Annotated in this window: 26 protein-coding genes; 14 read left to right on the top strand and 12 right to left on the bottom strand. The window is 53.6% G+C overall.

Features of this window, described 5'->3' with window-relative positions:
- Nucleotides 1-8 precede the first annotated feature (8 nt).
- From L21SP2_RS03020 to L21SP2_RS03000, 7 genes are all read left to right on the top strand, one after another.
- Nucleotides 9-740, top strand: coding sequence for a TetR/AcrR family transcriptional regulator (locus tag L21SP2_RS03020; protein WP_169730413.1), 732 nt, complete (start codon nucleotides 9-11; stop codon nucleotides 738-740).
- Entirely contained in the window at nucleotides 733-1,383 is a 651-nt protein-coding gene (locus L21SP2_RS03015) for an ABC transporter ATP-binding protein (RefSeq protein ID WP_024267001.1), read from the top strand. The genes L21SP2_RS03020 and L21SP2_RS03015 overlap by 8 nt, the downstream gene beginning before the upstream one ends.
- 23 nt (nucleotides 1,384-1,406) lie before the next feature.
- Complete coding sequence (locus L21SP2_RS18650) at nucleotides 1,407-1,580, top strand: hypothetical protein (RefSeq protein ID WP_024267000.1); 174 nt, start codon at nucleotides 1,407-1,409, stop codon at nucleotides 1,578-1,580.
- Nucleotides 1,577-2,611, top strand: coding sequence for an ABC transporter permease (locus tag L21SP2_RS03010; protein ID WP_024266999.1), 1,035 nt, complete (start codon nucleotides 1,577-1,579; stop codon nucleotides 2,609-2,611). Before L21SP2_RS18650 ends, L21SP2_RS03010 begins: the two co-directional genes overlap by 4 nt.
- A gap of 1 nt (nucleotide 2,612) precedes the next feature.
- Nucleotides 2,613-3,680, top strand: a complete 1,068-nt coding sequence (locus L21SP2_RS03005) for an ABC transporter permease (RefSeq protein ID WP_024266998.1) — start codon at nucleotides 2,613-2,615, stop codon at nucleotides 3,678-3,680.
- A 28-nt stretch (nucleotides 3,681-3,708) separates the two neighbouring features.
- A complete protein-coding gene (locus tag L21SP2_RS19005; RefSeq protein ID WP_024266997.1) occupies nucleotides 3,709-3,834 on the top strand; it encodes a hypothetical protein in 126 nt (41 codons plus the stop codon).
- Between the two features lie 209 nt (nucleotides 3,835-4,043).
- Nucleotides 4,044-4,643 (top strand): hypothetical protein, encoded by a 600-nt coding sequence (locus L21SP2_RS03000; RefSeq protein ID WP_041401076.1) that lies wholly within the window; start codon nucleotides 4,044-4,046, stop codon nucleotides 4,641-4,643.
- Between the two features lie 153 nt (nucleotides 4,644-4,796).
- On the opposite strand, the gene L21SP2_RS02995 is transcribed toward L21SP2_RS03000, so the two are convergent.
- The 9 genes from L21SP2_RS02995 to L21SP2_RS02950 all read right to left on the bottom strand — a co-directional run bounded on the left by L21SP2_RS02995 (nucleotide 4,797) and on the right by L21SP2_RS02950 (nucleotide 15,432).
- On the bottom strand, nucleotides 4,797-5,810 hold the full coding sequence (locus L21SP2_RS02995; RefSeq protein ID WP_024266995.1) for a 3-oxoacyl-ACP synthase: 1,014 nt from the start codon (nucleotides 5,808-5,810) through the stop codon (nucleotides 4,797-4,799).
- 143 nt (nucleotides 5,811-5,953) lie between these two features.
- Entirely contained in the window at nucleotides 5,954-7,243 is a 1,290-nt protein-coding gene (ltrA, locus tag L21SP2_RS02990; RefSeq protein ID WP_024266491.1) for a group II intron reverse transcriptase/maturase, read from the bottom strand.
- Between the two features lie 810 nt (nucleotides 7,244-8,053).
- On the bottom strand, nucleotides 8,054-9,277 hold the full coding sequence (locus L21SP2_RS02980; protein WP_024266994.1) for an ABC transporter substrate-binding protein: 1,224 nt from the start codon (nucleotides 9,275-9,277) through the stop codon (nucleotides 8,054-8,056).
- An 81-nt stretch (nucleotides 9,278-9,358) separates the two neighbouring features.
- Nucleotides 9,359-10,072 carry an ABC transporter ATP-binding protein gene (locus tag L21SP2_RS02975; protein WP_024266993.1) on the bottom strand — a complete coding sequence of 238 codons (714 nt, stop codon included), beginning with the start codon at nucleotides 10,070-10,072 and terminating at the stop codon, nucleotides 9,359-9,361.
- Nucleotides 10,069-10,863 (bottom strand): ABC transporter ATP-binding protein, encoded by a 795-nt coding sequence (locus L21SP2_RS02970; RefSeq protein WP_024266992.1) that lies wholly within the window; start codon nucleotides 10,861-10,863, stop codon nucleotides 10,069-10,071. The genes L21SP2_RS02975 and L21SP2_RS02970 overlap by 4 nt, the downstream gene beginning before the upstream one ends.
- On the bottom strand, nucleotides 10,864-11,907 hold the full coding sequence (locus L21SP2_RS02965; RefSeq protein WP_024266991.1) for a branched-chain amino acid ABC transporter permease: 1,044 nt from the start codon (nucleotides 11,905-11,907) through the stop codon (nucleotides 10,864-10,866).
- Nucleotides 11,908-11,914: 7 nt separating this feature from the next.
- Nucleotides 11,915-12,790, bottom strand: coding sequence for a branched-chain amino acid ABC transporter permease (locus tag L21SP2_RS02960; RefSeq protein ID WP_041401074.1), 876 nt, complete (start codon nucleotides 12,788-12,790; stop codon nucleotides 11,915-11,917).
- A 187-nt stretch (nucleotides 12,791-12,977) separates the two neighbouring features.
- Nucleotides 12,978-13,241, bottom strand: a complete 264-nt coding sequence (locus tag L21SP2_RS02955) for a hypothetical protein (RefSeq protein ID WP_041401072.1) — start codon at nucleotides 13,239-13,241, stop codon at nucleotides 12,978-12,980.
- Nucleotides 13,242-13,524: 283 nt separating this feature from the next.
- Entirely contained in the window at nucleotides 13,525-15,432 is a 1,908-nt protein-coding gene (locus tag L21SP2_RS02950) for an alpha-amylase family protein (protein ID WP_024266987.1), read from the bottom strand.
- Between the two features lie 250 nt (nucleotides 15,433-15,682).
- On the opposite strand from L21SP2_RS02950, the gene L21SP2_RS02945 reads away from it, so the two are divergent.
- Entirely contained in the window at nucleotides 15,683-16,546 is an 864-nt protein-coding gene (locus L21SP2_RS02945; protein WP_024266986.1) for an NmrA family NAD(P)-binding protein, read from the top strand.
- A gap of 57 nt (nucleotides 16,547-16,603) precedes the next feature.
- Here the strand turns inward: L21SP2_RS02945 and L21SP2_RS02940 are convergent, their stop codons facing one another.
- On the bottom strand, nucleotides 16,604-17,296 hold the full coding sequence (locus L21SP2_RS02940; RefSeq protein WP_024266985.1) for a DUF554 domain-containing protein: 693 nt from the start codon (nucleotides 17,294-17,296) through the stop codon (nucleotides 16,604-16,606).
- 117 nt (nucleotides 17,297-17,413) lie between these two features.
- Here L21SP2_RS02940 and L21SP2_RS02935 point away from each other — a divergent pair, with 117 nt between their 5' ends.
- The 5 genes from L21SP2_RS02935 (at nucleotide 17,414) to L21SP2_RS02915 (ending at nucleotide 22,733) form a co-directional block, all read left to right on the top strand.
- A complete protein-coding gene (locus L21SP2_RS02935) occupies nucleotides 17,414-19,288 on the top strand; it encodes a YgiQ family radical SAM protein (RefSeq protein WP_024266984.1) in 1,875 nt (624 codons plus the stop codon).
- 152 nt (nucleotides 19,289-19,440) lie between these two features.
- Nucleotides 19,441-19,926: a YchJ family protein gene (locus L21SP2_RS02930; protein ID WP_041402080.1), complete on the top strand. Its 486-nt coding sequence runs from the start codon at nucleotides 19,441-19,443 to the stop codon at nucleotides 19,924-19,926.
- Between the two features lie 76 nt (nucleotides 19,927-20,002).
- Nucleotides 20,003-20,848: a hypothetical protein gene (locus L21SP2_RS02925; protein ID WP_024266982.1), complete on the top strand. Its 846-nt coding sequence runs from the start codon at nucleotides 20,003-20,005 to the stop codon at nucleotides 20,846-20,848.
- Nucleotides 20,849-20,941: 93 nt separating this feature from the next.
- Nucleotides 20,942-21,568, top strand: a complete 627-nt coding sequence (locus L21SP2_RS02920) for an MEDS domain-containing protein (RefSeq protein WP_024266981.1) — start codon at nucleotides 20,942-20,944, stop codon at nucleotides 21,566-21,568.
- Nucleotides 21,561-22,733 (top strand): sensor histidine kinase, encoded by a 1,173-nt coding sequence (locus tag L21SP2_RS02915; protein WP_024266980.1) that lies wholly within the window; start codon nucleotides 21,561-21,563, stop codon nucleotides 22,731-22,733. The genes L21SP2_RS02920 and L21SP2_RS02915 overlap by 8 nt, the downstream gene beginning before the upstream one ends.
- Nucleotides 22,734-22,771: 38 nt before the next feature.
- Here the strand turns inward: L21SP2_RS02915 and L21SP2_RS02910 are convergent, their stop codons facing one another.
- Both L21SP2_RS02910 and L21SP2_RS02905 read right to left on the bottom strand, forming a co-directional pair.
- Nucleotides 22,772-23,785 (bottom strand): hypothetical protein, encoded by a 1,014-nt coding sequence (locus tag L21SP2_RS02910; RefSeq protein WP_024266979.1) that lies wholly within the window; start codon nucleotides 23,783-23,785, stop codon nucleotides 22,772-22,774.
- Between the two features lie 330 nt (nucleotides 23,786-24,115).
- Complete coding sequence (locus L21SP2_RS02905) at nucleotides 24,116-24,904, bottom strand: DeoR/GlpR family DNA-binding transcription regulator (protein ID WP_024266978.1); 789 nt, start codon at nucleotides 24,902-24,904, stop codon at nucleotides 24,116-24,118.
- Between the two features lie 120 nt (nucleotides 24,905-25,024).
- Here L21SP2_RS02905 and L21SP2_RS02900 point away from each other — a divergent pair, with 120 nt between their 5' ends.
- Nucleotides 25,025-26,494 carry an NAD(P)/FAD-dependent oxidoreductase gene (locus L21SP2_RS02900; RefSeq protein WP_024266977.1) on the top strand — a complete coding sequence of 490 codons (1,470 nt, stop codon included), beginning with the start codon at nucleotides 25,025-25,027 and terminating at the stop codon, nucleotides 26,492-26,494.
- Nucleotides 26,495-26,639: the final 145 nt, after the last annotated feature.

Raw genomic sequence — 26,639 nt, 5'->3', positions numbered from 1 at the left:
AGGATGGAGTGTACGTAGCAAAAGAGCCAGAAGAACGCAGGACGGAGTTTCTGAACAGCGCAATGACGCTGTTCATGCAGCAGGGATACGATCAGACCAGTGTGAATGCAATTATTGACGCGGTGGGTGTGAGCAAAGGTGCGTTCTACCACTACTTCAAGTCCAAGGAGGAGCTTCTCGACCAACTTGCCGAACGGGCCGCCGAACAGTCGCTGGGCGGTGCCCAGGCGATCCTGGACGATCCGGAAATGTCTGCGGTGGAGAAACTGAATGCCCTGTTTGCCCAGACCAATCAATTCAAGGCACAAAACAGAGATCTGATGATAGCAATCGCCCAGGTTTTTTACAGCGACGGGAACATTCTGCTCCGCTCCCGTCTGAGCGAACGCAGCGTTGAGCGGGTGGCACCCATTCTTGCTCAAATTCTTGAGCAGGGCCGGCAGGAAGGCAGCATGGATGTTGTTCATCCTGAAGAAACAGCCCGCTTCGTGCTTCGCATCGGCACAGAGGTGGTACAGACCTTCGCATCCGGGCTGGGTTCCGGAGAATCCGGTCCCGGGGGCTCCGGTTCCGGGGAATCCGGTCACGGGCTCTTAAGCCCTGAAGCACGGGAGCAGATCAACGTGGCAATGGAGGTCTATGAACGGTCGGTTGAGCGAATTCTCGGGCTGAGCGACGGATCGCTGACACTGATTGACGATTCAATTATCGAACTGATTACAGGAGAGAAACATGATTGAAGTAAGGCATCTGACACATGACTACGAGGGAAAGGGAAATCCATCCGTGAAGGACGTGAGCTTCTCCATTGAACAGGGAACGATTTTCGGGTTTCTGGGACCCAGCGGAGCCGGGAAGAGCACCACCCAGCAGATCATGACCGGGCTGCTGGGACTGCAGCACGGCGAGATTTTGTATGACGGTCGGACCCTCTCGGAACAGGGAGATGAGTTTTATAACCGCATCGGCGTGAGCTTTGAACATCCCAATGTGTTCGGCAAACTCACCGGCCTTGAGAATTTGAAGTACCATGCAGGGCTCTACCGAAACGAAACCGAGGATCCCCTGCGGCTGCTGGATATGGTGGGGCTGAAGGACGTGGCCGACCGCCGGGCAAGCGCCTACTCCAAGGGGATGAAGCAGCGTCTTGTATTTGCACGGAGCCTGATCAACCGCCCGGACATCCTCTTCCTGGACGAACCCACCAGCGGCCTTGACCCGGCCACCGCCGAGGGAGTGAAAAACATCATCCGTGAGAAACGGGAGGCGGGCTGCACCATCTTTCTCACCACCCACAACATGCACAGTGCAGACGAACTCTGCGACGTGGTGGCGTTTATCAATGAAGGTGAAATTGTGGCCATGGATACCCCCGGGACCTGAAGCTCCAGTACGGAGAGAAATCGGTGGCGGTTGAACACAGGATCAACGGCACAGTGAAAAAAGAGCTGCTGTTCCCGGAAAAGGACGGCACGCGCATCGCAGAACTGCTTCAGAGCGGGAAGGTGGAGACAATGCACAGCCAGGAAGCAACACTGGAGCAGATCTTTATTCAGCTTACCGGAAGGGGGCTCGCATGAGTGCAGTCACAACATTGCTGGCCCAGGACGGCAAACTCATCTGGCGCAACGGACATGCGGCGGTGGTTGCGGGCATCGCACTGCTGATGATTGCCCTGGTGATATTTTTGCCCGAAGAGTTTTCCACAGGCCCGGGAGAATACCTCTACGACGCAATTCCCGGTTCGCCCCTTCGAGAAGCCCTGGTTGAGATGGGAGCGGATCTGTCGGGACTGCCGGAATCACAACAGGAGCTGGACGAACTGCTTGAAGAGAACCCCAATGCCATCGGCATAACGGTGCACGGCACCATAGAACAACCTGAGGTGAACATCACCCAGCCCAGGGAAATCCCCCGGCAGAGCATCAATCTGCTTCAGGCCACAATCGATACCGCTCTGCGCACCCTCCAGGGCGCAGACCTTGAGCCGGTTCCGGTCCGGCGCCTGCGACCCCGTGCAGAAATTATCCCGGTCAACCTGGCAGGACTGCCCGTCTTCCTCGCTCTGGAGGTGGGTATTCTGGGCTTTCTCCTGGTGGCGGTCTTTGTCTTTCAGGAAAAGCAGGAGGGAACCATCCGGGCCTACCGCATCACTCCCGCAGGCCTCTGGCCCTACCTGATCAGCAAGGCCGCAGTGTTTCTCCTCCTTTCCCTGAGCTACGGCATAGTTGTAGTTGCCGCAGGAATGGGCTTGGGAGTCAACTGGCCGGCGGTGATCGCACTGATCGCATGGGCGAGTCTCTTTATGACCGTGTTCGGCCTGGGTTTCGCCGCATGGTTCGATAACCTGAGCAGCTGGTTCTTTCCCGGCTTGGCGGTCCTGATTCTGAATATGCTGCCGTTTTTCAGCTACATCTACCCGGTGTTTACACCGCTGTGGGTGTCCTACATCCCAAGCTACGGGCTTCTCTTTGCGCTGCGGGAAGCACTCTTCCCCACCGGGAATCCGCAGCTGATCACCCGGACGCTGCTCACCGGGCTGGCTTGGCTGGGCGCCGCCACAGTATTCGCTGCATTCAGCGTGCGGGCACGGCTATTACAGGGAGATTGATATGAAACGAATTCTTACACTGATGAAAATTGATATAACCAATGCCCTTCGGGACAGCCTGGTAGTTTATGTAATCGCAGCTCCCATTCTGCTGGCCATCGGGCTGCGGCTCTTTCTGCCGGGTGTGCAGGGGTCTGTGCTGACCTATGCGGTGCAGGTTCCAGCCGATGCCGCACAGCTGTCGGCGGAAATCTCCGATTCACAGGGCCCGGAGATCATTGAGAAAGCCGGTAACTTTGCAGACGCCCTTGAGAATTACGGCATGGTGGAACGCTACGAAACGGCCGATGCAGTTCGGGACCGGGTGGCCAGAAACGACAGCGTGGGCGGATTTTTTCTCGATTCGTCGGGTAGCCTGGAGATACTTCTGGAAGGAAACGAAGAGGGAGACAGTGAAGCGATCATGCAGGCGGTCTACGCCGCTGCAATCCGCGGCTCCCTCTCAGGCGAATATGAGGTTGAACAGACCGGCAGCGGTTCGCCCATCCGGGAATACGCTTCGGTTGGCATGGTGATGCTCGCCAGCCTCATCGGCGGCCTGGCAGTGGCATTTGCCATGGTGGATGAAAAGGAGCAAAACGTCACCAAGGCGTTCACCGTGAGTCCGTTGCGTTCCCTGGATTACTTTGCCTCCCGGGGGCTGCTTGCCGGGATCATCGGGCTGGCAGCGGGCACAGCGGGACACTACATTCTCATGGGAGGAACGGTACCGGCGTCACATCTGATGGCAGCGCTGCTGGCATCCGCGCCTCTTCCCCTGCTGGTGGCATTGCTGGTGGGCGGCATTGCAAAGAACCAGATCCAGGCGGTGGCTGCACTCAAGGTGGTGATGATGATTTACTTCACCCTTCCCTTTGTGAGCATCGCAGTTCCCCGCAGCTGGCACTGGCTTTTCTTTGCCTTCCCGAATTACTGGATGTTCAGAAGCTTCGAGGACCTGTACGTCACCGGAGCCCGGATGGGCGATCTTCCCCTGGCTGCATCGCTGACATTCGCCAGCGGGCTTATCGCCCTTCTTGCACTTGGATTCGCGCTGCGCAGGCAGCTCAAGCCCCGTCAGGGGCAGTAATAAGACCCGAAGAGGTCAGGAGGTACGTATGGCATGGTACTGGTGGGTACTGATTGGTGTAGGCGTCGTTCTGCTCGGCTGGGCAAAACTGACCATTCTCAACAAGTGGATGGAAGCCCGTAAGAAGAAAAATGCGCCTATGGAAGACGAGTAGGTTTACCGCCCGGCCCGCTGAAGGGCCGGGCCGGTGAATGCATTACCCGGGGTGATGGAGCCGGGTCGGCCTGATGAGAGAGGCCGAGCAGGAGATGTTTCGCCTCAGACCTTTCATCATTTAGCTGCCTGCATTCCGGAAAAGCTGACAACCCCACGGATTATGACTATTTTAGTAGTAGAGTCAAATTCACCTCCAAAGGAGCAGGTATGAAAAAGACGATCATAATACTATTGGTTATGATAGTTCCAATGACACTTTTCGCCGAGGATTCAACAGATGCGCTGGATTCCCGGGAGCTTTTTTCCATGTCACCAAATCTTCAGGGGAAGACCCTGGATGAGATCCTGTTTGACGACCTGGTAATTCTGGCAGAGGAGCTTTCTATACGGAAACAGGAAGAGATGTATGTAAAACGCATGGCCAAGTCTTCTTTTCTGATTCCCGGAACCGGACAGCTGAAGACCGGTCAAACCGGCCTGGGAATTGCACAGCTGAGCATGCACCTCGCCATCGTGGGTGGTACCGCCCTGGGAACCTACAATCTTCTTCCCCAGGAGCTGAAGAACAGTTTGGATAATGCCGGGGAAACCAAGGCCTACTTCGAAACCCTGGATTATGCTGAGCTGCTGCCCGCGTCAGGGGTTTTTTGGGGAGGGCTATTTGTCAACTGGCTTCTTGCTCACTGGTCTGCCGAGGGTGCAGCCCAGGCCGCCAGGGCTAATATCGAAGAGGGCAGCGTACAATTCAGCCCCGATCTTCGTCTCATAGATGGAATGCCCTTTGTGGGAGCTTCGTTCCATTATTAATGGCGTCTGACGGACATGGGCAGCGGTAAATTCACGGCCCCGGTATTTCAGCCCGGCCCGCCCAAGGGCCGGGCCCGCTGCCCGGGGTGTAGCTGTGGAGGGCATCAATATGCCTTTTGATCTGCACCCGCCCAGCCCCACCCCGGCTCAGACTTACTTCTTTTTTCCCCAGCGAACTGTGGCCGCAGCCCAGACAAATCCGATGCCTGCGCCCACCATCACGATATTATCTCCGTCCTTGATTTTTCCGCTCTTAATCCCCTCCAGAATGGAGATGATCTGGTCGTTCTGGCCCACATGGCCGTATTCGTTCAAGTATGTGGTCTGCTTTTCTTCCAGGCCCAGTTCCTTCAATACCACATCGTGGGTGCTTCGCTTGAAGTGAAGAATGGCCAGGTAATCAATATCATTATCGGACAACCCGCCCTTTTTCAGGGACTCCCTGATTACCGTGTAAAAGTTCGGCAGGGTGCGCTCGCCCAGCTTCTTTTTGAAACTGTCCACGTCATCAATAACAAAATGCATGTTGTGGATGTCTTCCGGTTCTGGCGGCCAATTGGCACTTCCGCCGGCCTTCACCACGCAGTCGGTGGAGAAGCTTCCATCACCGCGGAATGCGGTGCCCAGTATTTCATTTGCATCATGTCCTTTGCCGAGAATCATGGCCGCACCGCCGGCACCGATATCGTACATAAAGGAGGTTTCTTTTACATCGTAGCTCACCATGTCGCCGTTGCGGTATCCGCTGACCAGCAAAACGGTGTTGTAATTCTCATTGGCGATCATCAGGCTGCGGGCAACTTCCATACCCGCCATCATGGAGCCGCACATGGCTTCCATATCGAAGCTCCAGGCGTTGTCCGCCCCGATCTCCCGGGCTACATGGAGTCCTGCCAGCCAGTTCAGATAATCCTTGTGCTGACCGCCGTTCCAAATCACCACATCGATATCTTTGGGGTCAATGCCTGCCATTTCTATGGCATCTTTGGCGGCTGCAATTCCCATGGCGCTTGTGCTGTCTTCCGGCCCGGGTACGGGCTTCCTTTCAACCCCGAATTTTTTCTGGATCACATCCTCGGGAATACCGCTCTTTGCAGAGATTTCCGAGGCATCCATAAAGGTTTCCGGGGTGTATACCCCAAGGCCCATAATTCCAATATTCGTCATAGTACTTCCTTACATCTTATGAAATGAGAGGTGATTCAGTGTAGAACCATAATCGAGTAGGGCAATAAAGGAGGAATGACCTCCTTTATTGTCCCTCTCACAGAACCGTACGTACGGACCTCGTATACGGCTCCTGTCTTCAGTTATCCAGCAAGCTGCCGGACAGAAATTGCGACCTGTACCTTGTCGAGAGAAAACAGATTCATCTCTTCAAAGTGCTTGTTTTGCAGCGCCATGGCTGCAAGCGGACTTTTAGCCGATCTCCACGAACTCATCTTGATGTGTTTGAACTCGCCTTGAAATCCCAGCTGCCGCAATCGGCGGTGCAGCCGGGAAGAGCGTTTCCAAAGTCGCAACTGAATAGCCCGCAATCGCCTGCGTACCCAGCTCATCAGCTCCCTGAATACCTTCGTACAATTTGCTATCCTGAAATAGTTAGCAAACCCGCGTAGTACTGGATTGAGTTCGTAAATTGTCGATCCCAGCGGTCTCCCGCTGTTGCGTCGGGTCAGTTTCCTGACCTTGTCCTTGAAGGCTTTCACCTTCTTTTCCTGAATCCGGGTGTGGTGACGAGAGATTACTACTCCAAGGTAGCGCACCCCCTCATACAGGTTTGTAATGTGAGTTTTCTCACGATTCACAGCCAGTCCCATTTCTTCTTCCAGAAAATGCGTTGCAGCTGCAAGCCGACGTTCCGCACCTTTTTGTGATGAAGCAAAGATGAGGATATCGTCGGCATAGCGAACTATGCGATACCCTCGTGCCATGCTCCACTGGTCAAAGAAGTCGAGGTAGATGTTCGCGAGAAGCGGACTAATCACCCCGCCCTGGGGACTCCCTTCTTCAGTGTTCTCTTCACCAGCATCCGTCATCACACCACTTTCAAGAAAGAGGCGTATGAGATTCAAGATGCTTCCATCGGCAACTCGTTTTCGTACTTGAGTCAGTAAAAAGTCATGCTTCAGTGTGTCAAAACACTTCGACAAGTCCATATCCACTACCCATTCCAATTCATACCTGCGCATGAACGTAGATGCCTTATCAATTGCCTGATGTGCGCTTCTGCCCGGTCGGTATCCGTAACTGGACGGATGAAAGTCCGGGTCAAATATTGGGTTTAGAATGTCCAGTAAGGCTTGCTGGACTACCCGGTCGCGAACCGAAGGTATCCCGAGTTTCCTTACTCCTCCCCCGTCTTTGGGTATTTCCACCCTCAAGACTGGAAGCGGTCGGTAGCTCTTGTCCTTCAATTCCTTCACAAGTACATCGAGTTGCTCCGCCAGACGGTCGGCAAAGGCTTTGACGCTCACTCCGTCTACTCCGGGGGCTCCGTTCGCTGCCTTCACCTTCCTGAAAGCGGCCTCCAGCCGTGGTCTCTCGAGCATCCTGCCGTAGAGGCTGTACCAGATTTTACGATTTCCTTGTGTCTGCATCTTCTTTCGTTTGAAACCTCGGCGGTGAAACTCCTGCTCATTCTCTCCTCTGCAGCTGTCTCTTAGCCATTTTCCGGCAATATTCAGCTGGTCAAAAAGATACTCAGGTCAACGGTATTCTGGCTCAGCTTCCTGGTTCCCCAGTCGGCCGTGGCCACATACTCTGCTCACTTTCCAGCAACTTTCTGTTTAGGCTTCACGCTCCTTCGGTTGCATAGGCGAGCAGGCAGCGTAGCTGCCGACCAGCCTTTTCATCGAAACAAGATTTACTAAAAACTTCGTCCCTTCGCATCCGCATCCGGCTTTTGGCCTGAATGCAGTCCTCGTCACCGGGGACGAGGTCATTCCGGTTTTCTCCTCCACACCATTACTGGCTTTCACTGGCCGGAACTTACTCACTACTACGGACTCATCTGCCACCTGCTGAAACTTCGATCTGACTTGCATTTCTGCTTGTCGTTCCCTACCCTTTGCTGGGATTTCAACAGGTTTCCCCAGATACTGTGCGCAGTCCCTGTAAACAACGCCATCCTCAAACACACTACAGGTCTGTTCAGGTTTCGGGCTTCGCGCTATTTTGCACGCTTACCACCCCTGTTGTGCCGTATCAGGTTCGCTTTCGCTATGTGCTGTTCACTTCCTATTGCTTCCTTCAGACCCAACCGTTGCCAGCTGCGCCCTTGCAATTCGGATTGTCTTCCTCCTGAACGAGGCGACACCGGTATCTTCCAACCGGTCGGGTATGCCTGCGCTTCGCTGGGCATACAAAAAACCCTCCCGCCGTGTGACGGGAGGGTTTTCCCGGTCGTATCAGTCCAGAATTTCTGTAATAGGTTCAAGGGGCTGATCAACGGTCCACACAGGGCCGTCATCATAGCTTGCTTTCAGCAGTGACATGGCCTGGGTACCAACCCGGCGGCCGTCTGCGAAGTTCACACTTCCTCCCAGGGGGATGGAAACGGGAGCTTCTTCCATTGCTGCGATGTAATTTTCCCAGGTCAGGGGAGCATTACCTACCCGTTCCAGACCCTGTACAAACACCGCTGCGGCAATCCAGCCCGCCTGAGCGTAGGGGTTGCCCGCAAGAGCGGGATCAATTTCGCCCACCTGTGATTCAAATTCCTGAAGAGCTTCTGTGGGGTTTCCGTCGTTATCCACCACCTGAAGCCAGGCATTGGCATACACATCGAATGAGTTCAAGGCTTCCTGAACCCCTTCTACGAAGGTAGGTGCGGCATTTACATAGCTTGTAATCACCGGAGCCTGGTTACCCGCTGCGGCAAGTGCCTTGATGGCTACTTCAGCCGGAACCTGGTTTGCAGCAACCAGTACTACATCCACATCTTCGCTCAGAATCGTCTGGGCGGCGGAACTCATATCATTGGCATCGGGAGCAACCTGGCTGGCAACAATATCCACACCAAGACTTCCCGCACGAAGTTCGATTCCCGCAAGAAGGCCCTTACCGTCATCTGCATTGGGGTAGATCACGCCGATCTTTTGTGCACCGAAGTCGGCTACTGCACGGGCCACCATTACTTCACCCTCGGCGTCATATATGGGCTGAACCGGAAAGGATGCCCGTGCGCCGCCTTCGGCTTTCAGGTCAAACAGAGCCCGGAGACCTGTTGCATAGTACACCCGGGGAATCCCTACAGTGTCCAGATATTCCTGGGTAGCGGCTACCGTGGGAGTACCGAAGTGGCCTACAAAGGCAAAGATCTGATCATCTTCCACCAGTCTCTGGGAGTAGGTAAGACCCTGGGCACCGTCGAACTCATCATCATAATGAACCCATTCAATGGTACGTCCTGCTACCCCGCCGGCCTGGTTGACCATTGAGAAGTATGCTTCAATACCCTGATTGAATGGAACACCGACGGCTGCCAGCGCACCGCTGGTTGCTGCGGCATTACCCACCAGTACGGTACTGTCGGTTACACCCTGGGCTGCGCCCCCTTCGCCGGTACCGTTTGCCCAGGCACCAAATGCCACGAGCACCATCAATATGACTGCCATTGCAATCTTTTTCATAAACTCCTCCTAGAGTTTTGTGTCAGCTTTTCCGCCCGAAGCGGGTATTCATCTGCTTTCATACACTTTTTGTTGTATTCGTTACGTACCTAAATACGCCTCGATCAGTTCAGGGTCCTCCCGGAGCGTTTGGGCGGTTCCGGATTTCACCATGCTGCCCACCTGCAGAACATAGGCGAAATCGGCGATTTTCAGGGTCTGCATGGCATTCTGCTCAACAATGAGCACCGTTGTGCCGTTTTCCCGGATTTCCTGGATAATGGCGAAGATATCCCGGACAATCAGCGGCGCAAGCCCCAGGGAAGGTTCATCGAGAATGAGAATCTCCGGACTGGCCATTAGCGCACGGCCGATGGCCAGCATCTGCTGTTCGCCCCCCGAAAGGGTCTGGGCAATCTGGCTGCTTCGTTCCTCCAGTACCGGGAAGTAGCGGTACACCCTTTGAAGGTTCTGCTCCCGCTGCTTTGCATCCTTCACGGTGAAGGCACCAATCTGCAGGTTCTCCTTCACTGTCAGTTCACCGAAAATCTGGCGTCCTTCGGGTGCCTGGACTATTCCCGCCTGGGCTATGGCCTCGGCACTTATGCCGGTAATGTCCTGGTCTTTGAACGTGACGGTCCCCTGGACAGCAGGTACCAGTCCGGAAATCTTCTTCAGCAGAGTGGTCTTCCCTCCGCCGTTGGCTCCCAGTATGGCCACGATCTTCCCCCGGGGAACTTCCAGGTTCACCGAACGGAGGGCCTGAATGGCTCCGTAGGATACACTGAGGTTTTCTACCGATAATAAAGGCTTCATGCTTGATCCTCCTGTCCCAGGTACGCCTCTTGAACAGAGGGGTCGTTTTTAATGTCATCCGGGGTACCCATGGCAAGGAACTTGCCGAAGTTTATTGCGCAGACCCGGTCACAGATATTCATGACCAATCCCATATCGTGTTCAATCAGTAAAATTGATGTGTGAAACTCATCCCGTATGCGGTAGATGAGCCGGTCCAGTTCATCGGTTTCCCGGTCATTCAATCCGGCGGCCGGTTCGTCCAGAATCATCAGTTTGGGATCCGCCATCAGTGCCCGGGCGATTTCGATTTTTTTCAGGATACCATAGGGCTGTCCGCCGGCCAGAGCGTCCCGCAGAGTGTGGATCCCCAGGAATTCCAGAATGCCCAGGGCCTTTTGACGGTACTCCGCTTCCTCAGCCCGGGCTTTTCCGGTTTTCAGAATGTGGGAGATAATACCCGTCTTGAAGGAGACATGGGCGCCGATCAACACGTTGTCGATAATGGACAGGTCGGGAACCAGGTCCAAATTCTGGAAGGTCCGGACGATGCCGTGCTTGATCACCTTGGTAACCGGCACGGTCTGTAAATCAACGGGACCGTCATCTCCGTGAATGGTGATGTTTCCGCTGTATTCTTTGTAGAACTGGGTGACACAGTTGAAAACCGTGGTCTTCCCGGCCCCGTTGGGACCTATGAGCCCGACAATTTCCCCGCTGTTCATGCTGAAGTTCAAATCGTCAACGGCCTTCAGACCGCCGAAGGTCATGGTCAGGGAATCTATGCTTAAAATTGCCTTGTTTTCGTTCATTTACTTTGCCTCCCGCTTACCGGCTTTCAGCCCCCGGCGAAGCAGCCGGCGCAGATCCTCCCCGACGAAGACAAAGCCCCGGGGATAAAAGAGAATTACCAGAATGATCAGCACACCGGAAAATACGTAGGAAATATCACCCAGAAGATCCTTGAGAAAGAGGTTCGGTATTCCGTAGATAATCACCGCACCGAGAAACGTTCCGATAATGGACTTAAAACCGCCCACAACCACCATGGCAATGATCAGCAGACTGATATTCAGCGTCCATGCCCGGGTGGGGGCATTCTGGAAATAGCTGGCATACAGAATACCGCCGCCGGTGGCATAGAGGGTCGCGGTAATAAACGCCGTCAGCCGGTATTTCAGAATATTGATACCCATGGCCTGGGCGGCGTGTTCGCTCCGGCTCATGGCCATCAGCGCCCGTCCGGTTCTGCTCTTTACCAGATTATACATCAGCACCATCACCAGGAACTGCACCAGGATGATCAGCGCATAGAGAATGCTCCGGTGAGACTGGAATATCTGATTCAGCTCGATAACACCGAACAGCTTAATGGCCCCGATGCTGATAAACTCGCCGCCGAAGATCGGGACAGAGGTGTACACCTGACGGAGGATCTCACCGATGAATAACGTGGCAATTGCAAGGTATATGCTCTCCACCTTCAGGGAAAAGAGTCCGATCAATGCCCCCAAAGATCCTGCTATGAGCAGTACCAGAAGAGCCGCCAGACCGTACGGGAGCCCCATCTGGAGAAAGACTCCCATTCCCAGAGCTCCGGCACCGATAAACCCCGCAGTTCCCAGAGAAATCAGACCGCTGAATCCCAGCAGAATATTCATTCCCAGGGCGACCACCGTGTAGATGCTGGTATAGGCAAAAATACTCATGGTGGAAAACCGCATTATGCCCAGGTGGGGCAGTACCGCCACAAACAGCAGGATGAAATTCAGCAAGGCAAACTGGAGTATGGGTTTCTGCCCCAGGGAAAACTTCCCTGACTTCTGTATTGCTTCGTTTTGCGTATTCGTATTCATATGATGATTACACCTTCTTCACAATTTTTTTGCCGAATAAACCGTAGGGCTTGAAGTAGAGGAACACCAGGATCAGGGAATAGACAATCACATTTCCCCAGATATCCGAGATATAAAATGCAGTGAAGTTCCTGGCAAAAGCGATGATGAATGATCCGGCCACCGGACCGGCAAAGGTGGAAAATCCTCCAAGCACGCCGGCAAAGAATGCACTCACCTGGACGTCCAGCAGCATATTGGGATTAACGCTTGATTGGGGAGCCACAATCAGAGCGGCCAATGTTCCCATCATGGCCGCACTGGCCCAGGAAATCATGGTTACCGTCCTGGTGGGTACGCCCATCAGCTTTGCAGTGCTTTCACTTGCTGCAGTCACCCGGATCGCCAGACCCCATCGGGTATTTTTTATGAACCAAAACAGAAAGCCCATGAGCGACAGAGAAACCGCAATCACAAAAATGGTGTTGTAACGGAGGGTTGCCCCTGCAAGGGTGACGCTGCTGCTGGGGATAAAGCTGGGAAGACGGTAGGGATCCACCCCGAACAGCAGCGGTATGAGCCCTACGATTACCATAATTAGACCCAGAGTGATAATCTGCTTGGAAATCGGACTGACCTTTGCTGCAGGCCGGATGATAAAGGTATCGATAAGCACACCAGTGAGAAACGCGCTCACCATGGAAACCGCCGCCACCACCCAGATGTTCCAGCCGAAACTCATCAGCAGAATACCTGCCACATAGGCGTTCAGGGTACCTATTGATCCCTGGGCGAAGTTGGTGGTTCTGCTGGTCTTCCATATAAGCGCAATCCCCAGCGCTGCCAAGGCATATGTGCTGCCGGTTAACAAACTATTGAATAATATCCGGAGAATATCGTCCATCAAAACTCCTGTAGATCGAACCGCTGAAAATGAATAAAAAAACGGCTCTCATAGATCAATGATTTTCAACCGGGTTTGGAGGTCTGTCAAGAAAAAATGAGACCTGATTCACTTTTCATTTTAAGGTAGTGGACCAGAAAGCTGCCTGGTCATAGAGAATGGATATTGAGGGGTATTTTTACCCCGACTACTCCTCCATCGAGCCCAGAATCTCACGGGCCTGCTGCTCATACTCTCTTAGAACTTCGATTTTGATGGTCTGGGCCATTGAGCCCAGGGGTGCACCGGGCCCCCCGCCGGTTCCAACCACCCGGTAGCGCACAGGTATGCCGTTGTTCCTGAGCAGGTAGTATGCGCGGATTATCCTATCGGGCCTATGGCCGGCTTCGGCAATAAGGTCGGTCCATGGCCCGCCTCTCCAGATTCGATGCAGCAGATCCCGTATGCTCAAAACTCCTCCGTATAGCAGGTATGCATTGCGGTACAATTATGGATACTCGTATAAGTGTAGTGAATTCAGGGGCAGGATGCTGAATGGTGCACCATCGATGTTCAGCCGGAACCGGGGAAAGAACACAGGCTGCGAATTTTACAGCCTTCAAGAGCAGTCTGGCGGGAAATCCCGGCCGCCGGATTGGAATATCCGGCGGCTTGGATTTTTTGTTGCGGTCAATATACCGGGCAGATCAAAGCTGCCCGGCGCAAGCCAACAACAAAAACGCGCAAATAGAAGCTTATTCAGACGCTTCCATCCGGAGCACCGTTGCCTCCATGGGCTCCAGGGTGAAGCGGGCTCCCCGTGCGGAATCAGTCCGGTTGGTCAATTCTTCGGCACTGATCTGCTGCATGGTTTCAGAGTACAGATCTGTGAGGAGAATTTCATCTGCAGCCTCCAGTCCTGCAAGCTCCAGGGCGGTGGAGGGCACTTTGAAGATAAAGTCTTTGGGTTCATCGTCGAAGTTGAAGATGAACAGCAGGGCTTCTTCTTCGCTGATTCTGGCATAGGAAAACATCCGGCGCTGGTCATAGCCGTCGGACTGGTTCGCCTTGTTGGCGAAATGCAGTTCGTAATATGAACCGTTGCGTACTGCATGGCTGGATCCTGCCAGTTGGAGGATTTGCCGGTACCGTTCTCTCAGCTGCTTCTGTTCCTCTGTCAAACCGCCGCCGTCGAAGGCTCCGCCGTTCACCCAGGCCTGATACTCGGGAACCCCCCAGTAATCAAAGATGGTGGTTCGATTATCGTCCCCGCCGAATCCTTCGGGACCGTCGGCAGCGACACCCAGCTCCTGACCGAAGTACACCATCACCGGACCGCTTGAAATTGTTGCGCTCATCAGCATGGCCGGTAGGGCCGCTCGGGGATCACCTGCAAAACCGCTGCTTGCAATCCTCATCTCATCATGGTTTTCCAGGAAATACAGCATGTTGGGACGAATCCCCTGGGCATCCCGCAGGGCGTTCTGCAGGCGCACCAGGCTTCCGCCGCCTTTTATGAGGGGAACCAGGGCATCGTAGAGCCCTACCTTATCGTAAAGCACGTCGAAATTGCCCTGCTCAATATAGGGACGGTACTGCTGAACATTGTAGATCTCGGCTATGAAAGTGGATTCAGGAAACTCCTCTTTGACCTGAGGGATGGACCACTGCCAGAATTCCACAGGAACCATCTCCGCCATATCAACACGAAAACCGTCCACCCCCATTTCGAGCCAGTACCGCATAATATCCAGCATTTTAATCCAGGTTGAAGGAGGCGGATCAAATGATGCATCTGAGCCGCCGGAAAAATTCCGGCCGTAGTTCAGTTTTACGGTCTCAAACCAGTCATTGATGCTGGGGCTGGGGGAAAAAACGTCGTTGCCGGTGGCCTTGGCAGGAGACTCGTCAAAGCTGCCGTCCTCCAGGGGATGAGTGCGGGATGGGCCCATAGGATCGTGTCCCGACGGCACCTGAAAATTACCATCCTGAAGATAGTAGAAGTTGTTATCCCGGTGAAACGCCAATCCCGGATCATCCTCTGCTCCCAGATCGCTCACACCCCGGTCAAGACCGGGCAGAACATCAGATTCGTAATCCCTTGCAACATGATTGCCCACCAGATCGATAATCACCTTCAATCCGGCATCGTGGCTGCGCTGTATGAGGGCACGGAACTCATCCAGCCGGGCATCCACGTTTTCCGCAAGCATCGGGTTCACATCGTAATAATCCTTGATAGCATAGGGCGAACCGGCGATCCCTTTAATTACATCCGCATCGTCAAGCTCAATACCATAGTCCGTCCAATCGGTCATGGTGGCATGTTCGATAACCCCGGTGTACCAGATATGGTTAAACCCCATTGAGCGGATTTCATTCAGGGCCTCCGGGGTGAAATCGTTAAACTTCCCCACCCCGTTTTCCTCCAGGGTACCGTGGAGGGCATTGGTATTATTGGTGTTTCCGAACAGCCTGGTCATCACCTGATAGATTATCAGCTTGTTATCCTCCAGGCCGGAAAGATCCTCATTGGGATCCGGAGCCGGAGCGCTGGGGGGCGGGGGCAATTGATCGCCTCCTGTACTTGCACAGGCCGCCGCAATTAAAATCACACTGAGCAGAACAAGTATCTGCCCGCATATCTGTATTATCCTTTTCATAAGAAACAATCTCCCGAGGGTGCGCCCAGCACAATGCACAATGGATGATGCACGGTGCATGATGCAAGGACGCCCGTTTTTCTTCTCCAGACCGGATTACTGCTTGGTCTATTCCGGCCTGTAATACTCCATTCCATGCTATGGAAACGTTTCCATACTATCATGCCGGTGACCGGCCGGCAAGCATTTGCTTGACAGGAAACACAATCTCAAGTATATTGTTGCGTACGCAACTATAAAGGAGACTGAAATGACAGAAACATATTTTGTAACCGGAGCCACCGGTAATGTAGGCCGGGAAGTGGTAAAACATCTTTTGGCCAATGGAAAAAGGGTAATCGGGGCCAAACTTCCCCGGGAGAATACCGTGGACGCTGAAAATCTGGAGTACCGGGTTTTTGACTTTTCGGATGAAAGCACCTGGGAGCATTGCATGGAGGGGGTCACCAAAGTCTTTCTCATGAGACCTCCGCATATTTCAAAAATCAAGCGGGATATGTATCCGTTCATGCGCTTTCTGGCGGAAAAGCAGATCGAGCAGGTGGTATTTCTCTCGGTGCAGGGAGTGGAAGGAAACAAAATGGTTCCCCACTACGATGTGGAACAGGGCTGTATTGAAATGAACCTCCCCTACACCTTCGTGCGGCCCAGCTTTTTTATGCAGAACCTTACAACCACCCATCTGCCGGAAATACGGGATGAAAAACGGCTCATGGTACCCGCCGGAAAGGGCCGTACAAATTTTATTGATGTGAGAGATATCGGCGAAGTGATGGCGAAAATGTTTTTCGACCCCTCCAACATCCGAAAAGCATACACCATAACCGGACAGACCAGTTTCAGCTATCAGGAAATCGCAGACCACCTGACAAACGGCCTGGGAACCCCCATCCGCTATGCCAAACCGGGCATGATCCGATTTGTGGCATATCATCTGAAACGGGGCCGCAAACTTGCCATGACTCTTGTGATGCTGGCACTGTATACCATCGTACGGTTGGGAAAAGGAGATATCAGCACCGATACCGCAGAGAAAATTCTCGGCCGCAAACCCCGTACCCTGGATGAATTCATCGCCGACAACCGGGCATTGCTCCTGGGGGAGGCATCGTAGAATTTACATCGTAGAAGTTACACTGTCGGCATTGCTTTGGCAGGCTTCCCACCTGCCCTACCCCGCAATAAGAAAATAGAGCGGGGGAATGAGCAGTGCCGGCAGGAAGTTGGCGGTTTTGATCTCACGGATATTCATCAGGTTGATGCCGATGGCGAATATCAGAATTCCTCCGATATTCGATATCTCCCGGACAACCGCCTCCCCGATCCAGGGTTCCAGGAAGGATGACAGCAGAGTGATCCCGCCCTGATACAGCAAAACCGGTACCGCACTGAATATCACCCCGATACCCAGACTGGAGGCCAAAATGATGGATGTTATTCCGTCCAGAATGGATTTGGCATAGAGAATGCTGTGATCCCCTTCCAGTCCGCTTTTGATTGAACCCAGAATGGCCATGCTGCCCACGCAATAAATGAGGGAAGCGGTGACGAATGCTTCGGAAACCCTGCCATGGTGCTCCCCCAGTCTTTTCTGCAATCCGTCTCCCAGCTGATTCATCCGGCGGTCGATTCCGATCAACTCACCAACCACCCCGCCCAGTGCAAGACTGATAATAAAGAGAAGGGGTTCGCTCTCACCGCTGAGCAGCCCCCCCAGCGCAGTGGAGGTTCCGATAAAAAGCACTGCAAGGCCCACCGCCTGCAGGAGAATTTCCTTGAATCTCTCAGGCAGACCATGACGGAGAATGACGCCGACCAGAGACCCGGCAACGACAGCTGCAACATTCACATAGGTTCCAATCATTCCTGCAGAATACTCCGAAATACCCCATTTTGACGAGACGTATGCAGCCGGTGGTGTCTTGCATTACAGACTACCCCGAACCATTGCATTTCCGGGGAAGATCAGTATGATGCCTGCATGAACGGGAACTCTTCGTTTCTTCCTGTATGCAAGGAAGATATGGCCGGTCGCGGCTGGGATCGGCTGGACTTTATTATTATTTCCGGGGACGCTTATGTGGACCATCCCTCCTTCGGCTCGGCGGTGATCGGCCGGGTACTGGAAGCCGAAGGCTACCGGGTCGGCATTATCCCGCAGCCGGACTGGCAGAATACCGGGAGCGTCAAGGTTCTGGGTAAACCCCGGCTGGCTTGGCTCATCGCACCCGGGGTGATCGATTCCATGGTGAACCATTACACCGCCAACCGCAAACCACGCAGGGATGACGGCTATTCCCCGGGAGACAGGGCGGGCAAGCGCCCGGACCGGGCGGCGATCGTGTACACGTCCCTGGTGAAATCCGCGTACAAAACGGAGCCTTCTGTGCCGGTAATTCTGGGAGGCGTGGAGGCCTCGCTGCGGCGATTCGCCCACTACGATTACTGGAGCGACAAGGTACGCCGCTCCATCCTCACCGACAGCAAAGCGGATATGATCGTGTACGGCATGGGCGAGCCGGCAATTATCCGGATTGCAGCATCGCTGGATGCCTCCGGAGTTCTTCCGGAAGATGTGCCGGGCACGGTGATCAAAAGCAAATCGCCTCCCCCGGACGCTCATCGGATGCTGCCGTCCTATGCCCGGGTAAAATCTGACAAAAAAGCATACGCAGACCATTTTGCCATCCAGCAGGCCAACAGCACGGCCCTGAACTCCCTCCCCCTGGCGGAACCCCAGGATAACGGCTGGTATGTAATCCAGAACCCTCCGGCCGCCCCCATGAAGAGCGGGGAGCTGGACCATGTTTACGAGCTGCCCTACACCCGGGAAGCCCATCCCATGTATGCAGAGCAGGGGGGCGTTCCCGCACTGGAGGAGGTGCAGTTCAGTCTGGTGAGCAGCCGGGGCTGCTTCGGAGGCTGCACGTTCTGCGCCATTGGATTTCTTCAGGGCAGGACGGTTACCGGCCGCAGCCACGAATCCATTATACGGGAAGCGGAAAACCTCGTCAGGCGCAAAGACTTCAAGGGCTACATCCACGACCTGGGAGGGCCCACGGCCAATTTCCGTCATGCTTCCTGCAAAGTCCAGGAAAGCCGGGGGGTGTGCCGGGACAGGCAGTGTCTCCACCCCGAGCCCTGTACCCAGCTCATTGTGGATCACAGGGACTATACGGCTTTGCTGCGGAAGGTGAGAAAAATCCCCGGAATCAAAAAACTGTTTATCCGCTCGGGCCTGCGGTTCGACTACATCCTGGCAGATCAGAACGGGAAAGATTTCCTGCGGGAGGTCTGCACCCATCACGTGAGCGGAAGGTTGAAGGTTGCCCCGGAGCATATTTCCGAACCGGTACTCCATGCCATGGGAAAGCCTGCGGGACACAGCTATGCCGAGTTTCGCAGGCTGTTTATGGAAACCAACGACCAGCTGGGGAAAAAGCAGTACCTCATCCCCTACTTCATCAGCGCTCATCCGGGAAGCGGGCTGAAGGAAGCGGTTGAGCTGGCCGAGCATCTTCGGGATACCGGGTACATTCCCGATCAGGTTCAGGATTTTTATCCCACACCGGGAACAGCCGCCAGCTGCATGTATCATACAGGGCTGGATCCCCGGACCATGAAGCCGGTGTACGTTTCAAAGGGCGGCCGGGAGCGCCGGCTGCAGAGGGCATTGCTGCAGTACAACAAAAGAGAAAACTACCATCTGGTGCTGGAGGCGCTGAAAAAAGCCGGCCGGGAAGATCTCATCGGCAACGGCCCGGCACATCTGGTTGCCCCGCCGGGCAAACCTGTGGGCGGAGGCACCACTTCGGCTCAGAGGCGAAGGCGCGGGAAGCGTTCTCCCCGGCGATAGCTCGCAGATCTGCCGCGGTAGATACGAGTTCTATTGATGGGGTATATTATGCAGGTATACACCGCAGTTTGATCGGCAGCGGAGGTTTTCCTGCGGCCGGGAATTTCAGGACTGCAGTGATATCAACATATCAACAAAACAGAGGTAAAAAAATGTCCCAATGTCCCTGCGGAAGCGGAAAAACCTTTTCAGCGTGCTGTAAGCCTTATCTGGACGGATCGGCACAGCCCGCCACCGCCGAAGCTCTTATGCGCTCACGCTACACGGCCTATGTACAAAAGAATATTGACTACATTCAGTCAACCCACAGCCCCAAAACCCGGGACTCTCTGGATATGGAAGCAACCAGAGAATGGGCGGAAGAGTCCCAATGGAAGGGCCTGGAGATTCTCAACACACAGGAAGGCGGTTCTCAGGATTCCACAGGAACTGTGGAGTTCAAGGCCGAGTATGTGCAGGACGGGAAGCCATACAGCCATCATGAGGTAAGCAGCTTCGAAAAGTCCGACGGGAAGTGGTTCTTTGTTGATGGCCACCCTGCCAGAGAAACCTATGTACGGGATCAGCCCAAAGTGGGGCGGAATGATCCCTGCCCGTGCGGCAGCGGAAAAAAATACAAGAAGTGCTGCGGAGCCTGAGCGGGAAAAAATTCGCACACAGACCGCCGGCCATGAATTATGCTTACAGTATACCAAACCGCTGAAGGAGATTCCTATGGCTGAAACACGTACGTATTCACGGCAGCTGCTTTGGGCTGTCGTCAACGCCGCAGCATTAATCGTCGCCCTGGTGTTCAACGCACTGGCTACTCTGTTGCCTCTGAATGGAAATGATACCGGGGAAATTTCCGATATGTACCCCAACCTCTTTGTACCTGCGGGGCTCACATTTTCCATATGGGGGGTAATCTATTTACTGCTTTTTGCATTCGTGATCTATTCCCTCATCCGGGTGATTGTAAAAAAGAATGCCGAATACATGCTGAGGATCGGTCCCTGGTTCCTGATCAGCTCCCTGAGCAATGCGGCGTGGATCGTTGCCTGGCATTATCTCTATGTGGGCCTGAGCCTGGGCATTATTGTACTGTTATTCGCATCGCTGCTGGTTATTTATCTCAAACTCGGGGTGGGACTGCATCATACCCAAACAACCCTTCCCGGCGGCTCTCAGCCGCTCTTTAGTGACCCATCGGAAAAGCACAATGAAATACGCTGGGTTCACCTCCCCTTTTCCGTCTACCTGGGCTGGCTCAGCGTAGCGGTAATTGCCAACGCCACCAGCCTTCTGGTGACCCTGAACTGGAACGGATTCGGGCTGGATCCGCAAATCTGGACGGTTGCGGTCCTGGCTGTTGCGGTGATAATCGGCCTGCTCATTATCCATCGAAGAGCCGATATCGGTTTCACTGCCGTATTCATCTGGGCCTTTTTCGGTATCTGGCTGAAACGAAGCGGCAGCGACCTGCCCCCGGATCAGGCGGTGGAAATATCGGCACTTATAGCTCTGGGCATTCTTGCAATCGCCATCGTTGCAAAACGGATTGTTCTCGCCCGGCGCTGAGCATGGTTTTTGGGCTGCTGAGTCATGTGCTCTCCCCGCTGATTTGAAAAGCAGCTCCAGCAAAGCTATACTTATGTGTAAGAAGGTAATTATATGTGCACCGTTGCCCGCAACTTTGACCTTGGATTCGGACATTTTCACGGAGAACCGGGCCTTCATGTATGCCAGATTTATTCAGACTCCGATGAGAGACTCTCCGCATTAATGAAGTTCATAAAAGGCGGAGGCTCCATCGGAGAAAAGATTTCCCTTTTCACCGACGCCATCGGAACCGATCAGCTGAGGACCTGGTTTTCAGGGAATAGTATGGGATACGAGGCTGACAGTCCCGCTGTATCCATCACCGATCCCCGGGAGACATACTTTGAAAACGGTACCTTTAACCCGGATACCATGCTGGAGCGGCTGAAAAAGTTCTACCTCACAGCAACAGAAGAGGGGTACCCGGCGGCCAGGGTGATAGGCGATATGCTGCCGGAAGTGGAAACCATCGACGGCGGAGATCGTCTGACCGAGTATGAAAGCCGGGTCAGCCTGCTTCAGCGTGAGCACCCTGTTACCACTGTCTGCCAATACGATGCGGGAAAATTCTCCGGAAAAACCATCATGGAGATACTCCAGGTTCATCCCTATATCCTTTCCGGCGGAGAGATTATTGAAAATCCCCTGTTTATTTCACCTGAAGATTATTTAACCCGCATCGGCTGGTCCGATGTCTGACAACACAGGCATCGGTCAGCTCCTGGTAATGCAGTCAGTGCTGATAAACCTCCCGAACCAGGAGAGTATTTTCGAATTTATTACCCGGGGATTACGCAGCCTACCGGCAATTCAATCAGTACGTATGTTGGAAGCAGAAGATAACGGGAGGGTGCAGCCGCACATAGACTCTCCTCCCGCCGATTGTATTTTGCAGATTGAGCCCGGGGAAGAAGGGGATCCGGGAATTGTTGCCGAATTAAATCCGGATCCTGAATTCAATGCATACCGGCCCTATTTGAATAACTTTTTCACAATGGTCCGCTTCATTATCCGGTTCAAGAAGCAGCAAGCCCAATTGGAGTGGAAAAATACCGAACTGGAGAATGCACTGGAAACAGAAAACCGTCTCCGTTCGGAGCTTATTCTCAAAGAAAAAATCCTGGGACTGAATCCTCTTTCCACAATTATTGCACACGAGATGAGTACACCCATTGGCAATATAACCACTATCAGCTCAAGCCTGAAAAGCATTACGGAAAATCTTCAAAACTCTGTATCTGAGGGTCTCTCCAAGAGTCAGCTTCTCACACGGCTTGATCAAATGGATCATGGATTTTCGGATATTCTAAAAGCTGCCAAACAGATGTCCAGACTCATATCCCGTCTTCAACATCTTATCGATGCCGGGCATGTTGAACCCTCAAGCCATTTCAATCTGCTTCAGCTATGCAGAGATGTATGTGACATGGTTGTTCACAACAACGGCTGGAAACAGCACCAAATGGAATTACAGATTGAGGAAAATCTCCACATCTGCACTGACAAAGGGGCTTTGGCACAAATTCTTGAAATATTCCTGGAAAACGCCCTGATTCACGGGTATGGAAATAATAATGCCGCAGACAACATGGCAGGCCCCATCATAATCGGAGCCGAACAGAGCGGATTAAAAGACATCAGTATTTGGGTACAAGACTTCGGAACCGGAATCGAAGCCGAAAACCTGGGAAGAGTATTCGACCCCTTTTACACCACCCGTCTGTCCCAGGGACGGGACGGTTTGGGCTTGAGCATCGCCTACCGCCTGACGACCCAGGTCCTCAGGGGGCATGTGGATGTGGAAAGCTCACCGGGATCCGGCAGCAAATTCTCCATTATTCTGCCGGGCTGCCGGGACAATTGAAATGCTTCGGTCACATTACGCTTCAGCACTGCCGCACATCACTCATACTGCATCGCCCAGAGAGGCGCACCTACCAGCCCGGCGATTCTTCTGCCGTCATGAAGCAGCGCATCCAAGTCTCCATGATCCATCAGATTCTTCCTGCTGCCGTCGGTTAATATCACATTCAATTCATGACTGAGAAAGGATCCGGAATTTCTGGAACTTACCATCTCCGAGACCACCTGGAAACCTGCAATGGATTCAAATGGAAGTTTTTCCCCGTCAAGATTGAGTATGCCCTGGCCGGCATCAATCCGGGTCACACTGTTGAACAGGAACATCAAGCCCACACTGAGAAGGATGAAAAAATAGGGGGTCGGATCCACCCGGAAGGCAAAGGAAAAAACCGAAGCGGCATCGGTAAAATCGCCCAGAATAATTCCGGGAATGAATTCAAAAAGCAGCAGCACAACCGCCGGTATTCCGAAGGCAAGGGAAAACAGATTGAAATAATTGGACGATTTAAGCAGCAATACGTTCTGCCCCGCAGAACGAAGGCTGTGAGTCTTGAAACTGGCTCCCCCGCCTTTGAGAGGGCTCCAATCCACAGTTGAAGCGAAAGAATGTGTTGATGGGTCCTGGATTCCCCCGTTTGCTGATCCCGACGGAGTTATAACGCCCCCGGTCTCAGCTGTTTGATCGGGAGCTCCTTGATCTTTTCTGTCTTTGGATATTCCAGGCAGGAGAACAACCGCCCCCACGATGAAAATCATCACAGCAATAAAGGCAACCCATTTAATTCTTTCGCTGCGGCGAAGCACCACCGACCGGTGTATCGTATCGTACTCGCTGCGGAGGGACTCCAGCTCCCGGCTGGTCTCATCAGATATGGCTGCCCCTGACGTAACCTGCCCCAGCTCCTGAATCTGCAGATCCAGTTCCTGCATCTGCTGCATATTCATTTGAATGATTGGATCAGGTCCGGCGTACTTTACCAGTGCGGAAAAAATGCCGAATACAAGCGGCGCAAACAATATGAGAAAGAAGGCGTAATTCTTCAACGATTTCATCAGGATTCCTCAAGGTGATACAAATTTACCGACTCTAAAGTATACTACAATAGTCATGTATTATGCATCACCTTGTTCACAATTGTTCGGGGAAATATTGTGTTATGTTGACATAAAAAATATCGGAGGAACTCAATGATAAAAATTGCAGATGAAGTAAAAGGATAGAAGCACGTACTTAATTGAAAAAGCAACATCTCAAATCGCGTGAGACTCATTTGTCTACTGTCATGGTTTAGACATTCGCAAAAACTCATGCCAGCTTAACGCAGTGACGGTTACATGGTTGAGACGCCTGCAGCCGCCCGCGGCTGCAGAATATGGATCCGGCTAATTCTGTCCTGCGATAATTACTCTGATATCCGCTGATTCCAGCTCTCTGAGATATTCGCCGGGAATTTGATCATCGCACACCAGAATATCTATGCGGTCGGCCTGGCTGATAAAGAAGCTGGAGATCACCCCGATTTTGGAATGGTCGGCTACCAGGATCACCTCACCTCTGGTTCTATCGATCATTTTCCGGGTTACTTCCGCTTCCATCATGTTCGGCGAAGTAAGGCCTCCGGAGATGGAAAAACCGTCAACACCCAGAATGGACTTTCCGGCATTGATATTTGAAAGGGCCTGCATGGTGAGGGGCCCCACCAGGGCATGGCTCTGCTGACGGAATGTACCGCCAAGGAAATTCAATTCAGCCTGTCCGTAGGTTATTCGGTCATCCAGGCCGCCGTTGTTGGTGAATATGGTGATCGGGAGGGCGCTGATTTCACAGAGGGTTTCCAGCATTGTGGTTCCGGAGTTCACAAAGAGGGTATCTCCTGGATTCACAAATTCCAGCACCGTACGGGCGAGCTCCTGCTTGATGGTTTGATTGGTTTGGCGCTTCTGCCGAAAGTCCGATTCGATCTGAAGCCTGGTATTTGAAACCGCCCCTCCGTGGGTTCGCTCAAGTTTGCCCCGGGATTGGAGATGGTCCAGGTCCCGGCGTATGGTGATTTCCGAAACATCCAGCATGCGGGCAAGATCTCCCACCCGAATACTGCCCTCGTTGGTGACGATCTCCACAACCTTGTTCCGCCGTTCGGCAGGAAAATCTTTATAGTCCTCTTTGGCCATGTGCTCTCTCAATCTGTATGTACGTTTTTGATTACTTCAGATTGTATCCCATCGGTTTGTCCGGGTCAAACCGATCATTATGGACACATACATGCAAATATATTATATTTTTAATCACATATGAACAAAAAAGATCACTATGATATTGCAATCATCGGTGCAGGAATTGCAGGCACCGCCCTTGCCTACAAACTCGCCTCATATTCGGTGAAGGTCCTCCTTCTGGAGCGCAGCGAAGATGTGGGCGGAGGCGCCACCAAGGCCAACAGCGGCATCGTACACGGCGGATATGCGGCAAAGCACGGTACCCTGAAAAGCAGGCTTTCCCTGGCGGGGAACATACAGTTCGACGATTTGAGCGAACAGCTGGGATTTCCATTTAATCGCTGCGGCTCGTATGTGCTGGCCTTCAACGAAGAGGAAGAAGAAACCCTTTCACAGATACGGAACAACGGCAGGCTCAACGGTGTGGAAGGACTGGAAATCATCCCGGGGAAGGAGTTGCGGCGCAGGGAGCACCGGATCAGCGAAGAGGCCGCAGCAGCCCTCTACAGTCCCGGTGCCGGCATCGTCAGCCCCTACGAAGCGGCCATCGCATTTGCAGAAACGGCAGTGAAGGAAGGAACCGATCTGTGCCTTCACAGTGAAGTGCAGAACATAGAACAAACCGGAGACGGGTTCTCCATCGGCACTTCCGCAGGGCAGTTCAGGGCATCCGTTGTAATTAACGCCGCAGGGGTGTTTTCCGGAGAAATTTCCCGGATGTTCGGCGAAGAAAATGTGGAGATTATCCCCAAAAAGGGGCAGTACGTGGTCTTTCAGCGGGGTGCGTCCCGGGGGCTCAGCTCGGTTATATTTCAGTGCCCCACTCCCGCCTCCAAAGGCATTCTGGTAACCCCCACCACCTGGGGTAATCTGCTGGTGGGGCCCGACGCCCAGGAGATCGACGATCCCCTGGACCGGAGCACCGACTTTGAGAGCATCCGGCATATTATCCGCACCGGGCTGCGTTCCGTACCGGATATCAACCTGAACCATGCAATCCGCACATACAGCGGCATTCGGCCCATGCCCGCCAACCGGGATTTTATTATCAGAAAGGGGGCCGTCCCGGGAAGTTACCAGGCGGCAGGCATCGAATCGCCGGGTCTCACCGCCGCCCCGGCCATCGCGGACATGCTCATAGAGATGCTGAAAGAGGACGGCGTAATTTCTGCCGGGGCATCTTCACCGCCGGAACGCCGGGAGCCCATCACCATGCCGGGGCCGCTGCAGCCGTTTCAGGATATCAAGGAACAGGTGAACTACGATCCGGGAAATCCCCAACGGATTGTGTGCAGATGCGAACAGGTTCGGGAAGCAACCATAATGGATGCCCTTTCCCGGCCCATTCCCGTGGACTCAATGGATGCGGTAAAACGCCGAACCCGGGCGGGCATGGGAGGTTGCCAGGGGGCATTCTGCGGCCCCAGAGTGAAGAAAATCCTGGAAGAGCATCTTGAAGCGAAACATTCGGCATCCGGGGAACCCATATCCGCCCACAAATCCGACCCCGAACTGCTGAAACAGATCAGAAAAATGAACTCCTGAACGGCCGCATGAGATCCGAACAGCCGGAGACCCGGCGGAAGCCCCCTATGGACGTGAAATCAGTCGCCGGGCCGGGCAGCAGGACACAGAGAAGCAGCAGGTAGGGCCGGGGCGGCCCTCTCAGCACTTCCGGCCGGGCTTGGGG

This window comes from Salinispira pacifica (assembly GCF_000507245.1).
Lineage (GTDB): Bacteria > Spirochaetota > Spirochaetia > DSM-27196 > Salinispiraceae > Salinispira > Salinispira pacifica.
Note: the sequence above shows the minus strand (reverse complement) of the source record. Positions and strands in the feature narration are given on the sequence as shown.

Excerpts from the sequence above, each read along its gene's own strand:
- L21SP2_RS02900 (WP_024266977.1), top strand. The coding sequence starts at position 25,025 with ATGAACAAAAAAGATCACTATGATATTGCAATCATCGGTGCAGGAATT.
- L21SP2_RS19005 (WP_024266997.1), top strand. The coding sequence starts at position 3,709 with ATGGCATGGTACTGGTGGGTACTGATTGGTGTAGGCGTCGTTCTGCTC.
- L21SP2_RS02980 (WP_024266994.1), bottom strand. The coding sequence starts at position 9,277 with ATGAAAAAGATTGCAATGGCAGTCATATTGATGGTGCTCGTGGCATTT.
- L21SP2_RS02930 (WP_041402080.1), top strand. The coding sequence starts at position 19,441 with ATGTCCCAATGTCCCTGCGGAAGCGGAAAAACCTTTTCAGCGTGCTGT.
- L21SP2_RS02940 (WP_024266985.1), bottom strand. The coding sequence starts at position 17,296 with ATGATTGGAACCTATGTGAATGTTGCAGCTGTCGTTGCCGGGTCTCTG.
- L21SP2_RS02945 (WP_024266986.1), top strand. The coding sequence starts at position 15,683 with ATGACAGAAACATATTTTGTAACCGGAGCCACCGGTAATGTAGGCCGG.
- L21SP2_RS03005 (WP_024266998.1), top strand. The coding sequence starts at position 2,613 with ATGAAACGAATTCTTACACTGATGAAAATTGATATAACCAATGCCCTT.
- L21SP2_RS02950 (WP_024266987.1), bottom strand. The coding sequence starts at position 15,432 with ATGAAAAGGATAATACAGATATGCGGGCAGATACTTGTTCTGCTCAGT.
- L21SP2_RS02975 (WP_024266993.1), bottom strand. The coding sequence starts at position 10,072 with ATGAAGCCTTTATTATCGGTAGAAAACCTCAGTGTATCCTACGGAGCC.
- ltrA (WP_024266491.1), bottom strand. The coding sequence starts at position 7,243 with ATGCAGACACAAGGAAATCGTAAAATCTGGTACAGCCTCTACGGCAGG.
- L21SP2_RS02935 (WP_024266984.1), top strand. The coding sequence starts at position 17,414 with ATGAACGGGAACTCTTCGTTTCTTCCTGTATGCAAGGAAGATATGGCC.
- L21SP2_RS02915 (WP_024266980.1), top strand. The coding sequence starts at position 21,561 with ATGTCTGACAACACAGGCATCGGTCAGCTCCTGGTAATGCAGTCAGTG.
- L21SP2_RS02905 (WP_024266978.1), bottom strand. The coding sequence starts at position 24,904 with ATGGCCAAAGAGGACTATAAAGATTTTCCTGCCGAACGGCGGAACAAG.
- L21SP2_RS02925 (WP_024266982.1), top strand. The coding sequence starts at position 20,003 with ATGGCTGAAACACGTACGTATTCACGGCAGCTGCTTTGGGCTGTCGTC.
- L21SP2_RS03010 (WP_024266999.1), top strand. The coding sequence starts at position 1,577 with ATGAGTGCAGTCACAACATTGCTGGCCCAGGACGGCAAACTCATCTGG.
- L21SP2_RS02995 (WP_024266995.1), bottom strand. The coding sequence starts at position 5,810 with ATGACGAATATTGGAATTATGGGCCTTGGGGTATACACCCCGGAAACC.
- L21SP2_RS03000 (WP_041401076.1), top strand. The coding sequence starts at position 4,044 with ATGAAAAAGACGATCATAATACTATTGGTTATGATAGTTCCAATGACA.
- L21SP2_RS02965 (WP_024266991.1), bottom strand. The coding sequence starts at position 11,907 with ATGAATACGAATACGCAAAACGAAGCAATACAGAAGTCAGGGAAGTTT.
- L21SP2_RS02910 (WP_024266979.1), bottom strand. The coding sequence starts at position 23,785 with ATGAAATCGTTGAAGAATTACGCCTTCTTTCTCATATTGTTTGCGCCG.
- L21SP2_RS02920 (WP_024266981.1), top strand. The coding sequence starts at position 20,942 with ATGTGCACCGTTGCCCGCAACTTTGACCTTGGATTCGGACATTTTCAC.
- L21SP2_RS02970 (WP_024266992.1), bottom strand. The coding sequence starts at position 10,863 with ATGAACGAAAACAAGGCAATTTTAAGCATAGATTCCCTGACCATGACC.
- L21SP2_RS03015 (WP_024267001.1), top strand. The coding sequence starts at position 733 with ATGATTGAAGTAAGGCATCTGACACATGACTACGAGGGAAAGGGAAAT.
- L21SP2_RS02960 (WP_041401074.1), bottom strand. The coding sequence starts at position 12,790 with ATGGACGATATTCTCCGGATATTATTCAATAGTTTGTTAACCGGCAGC.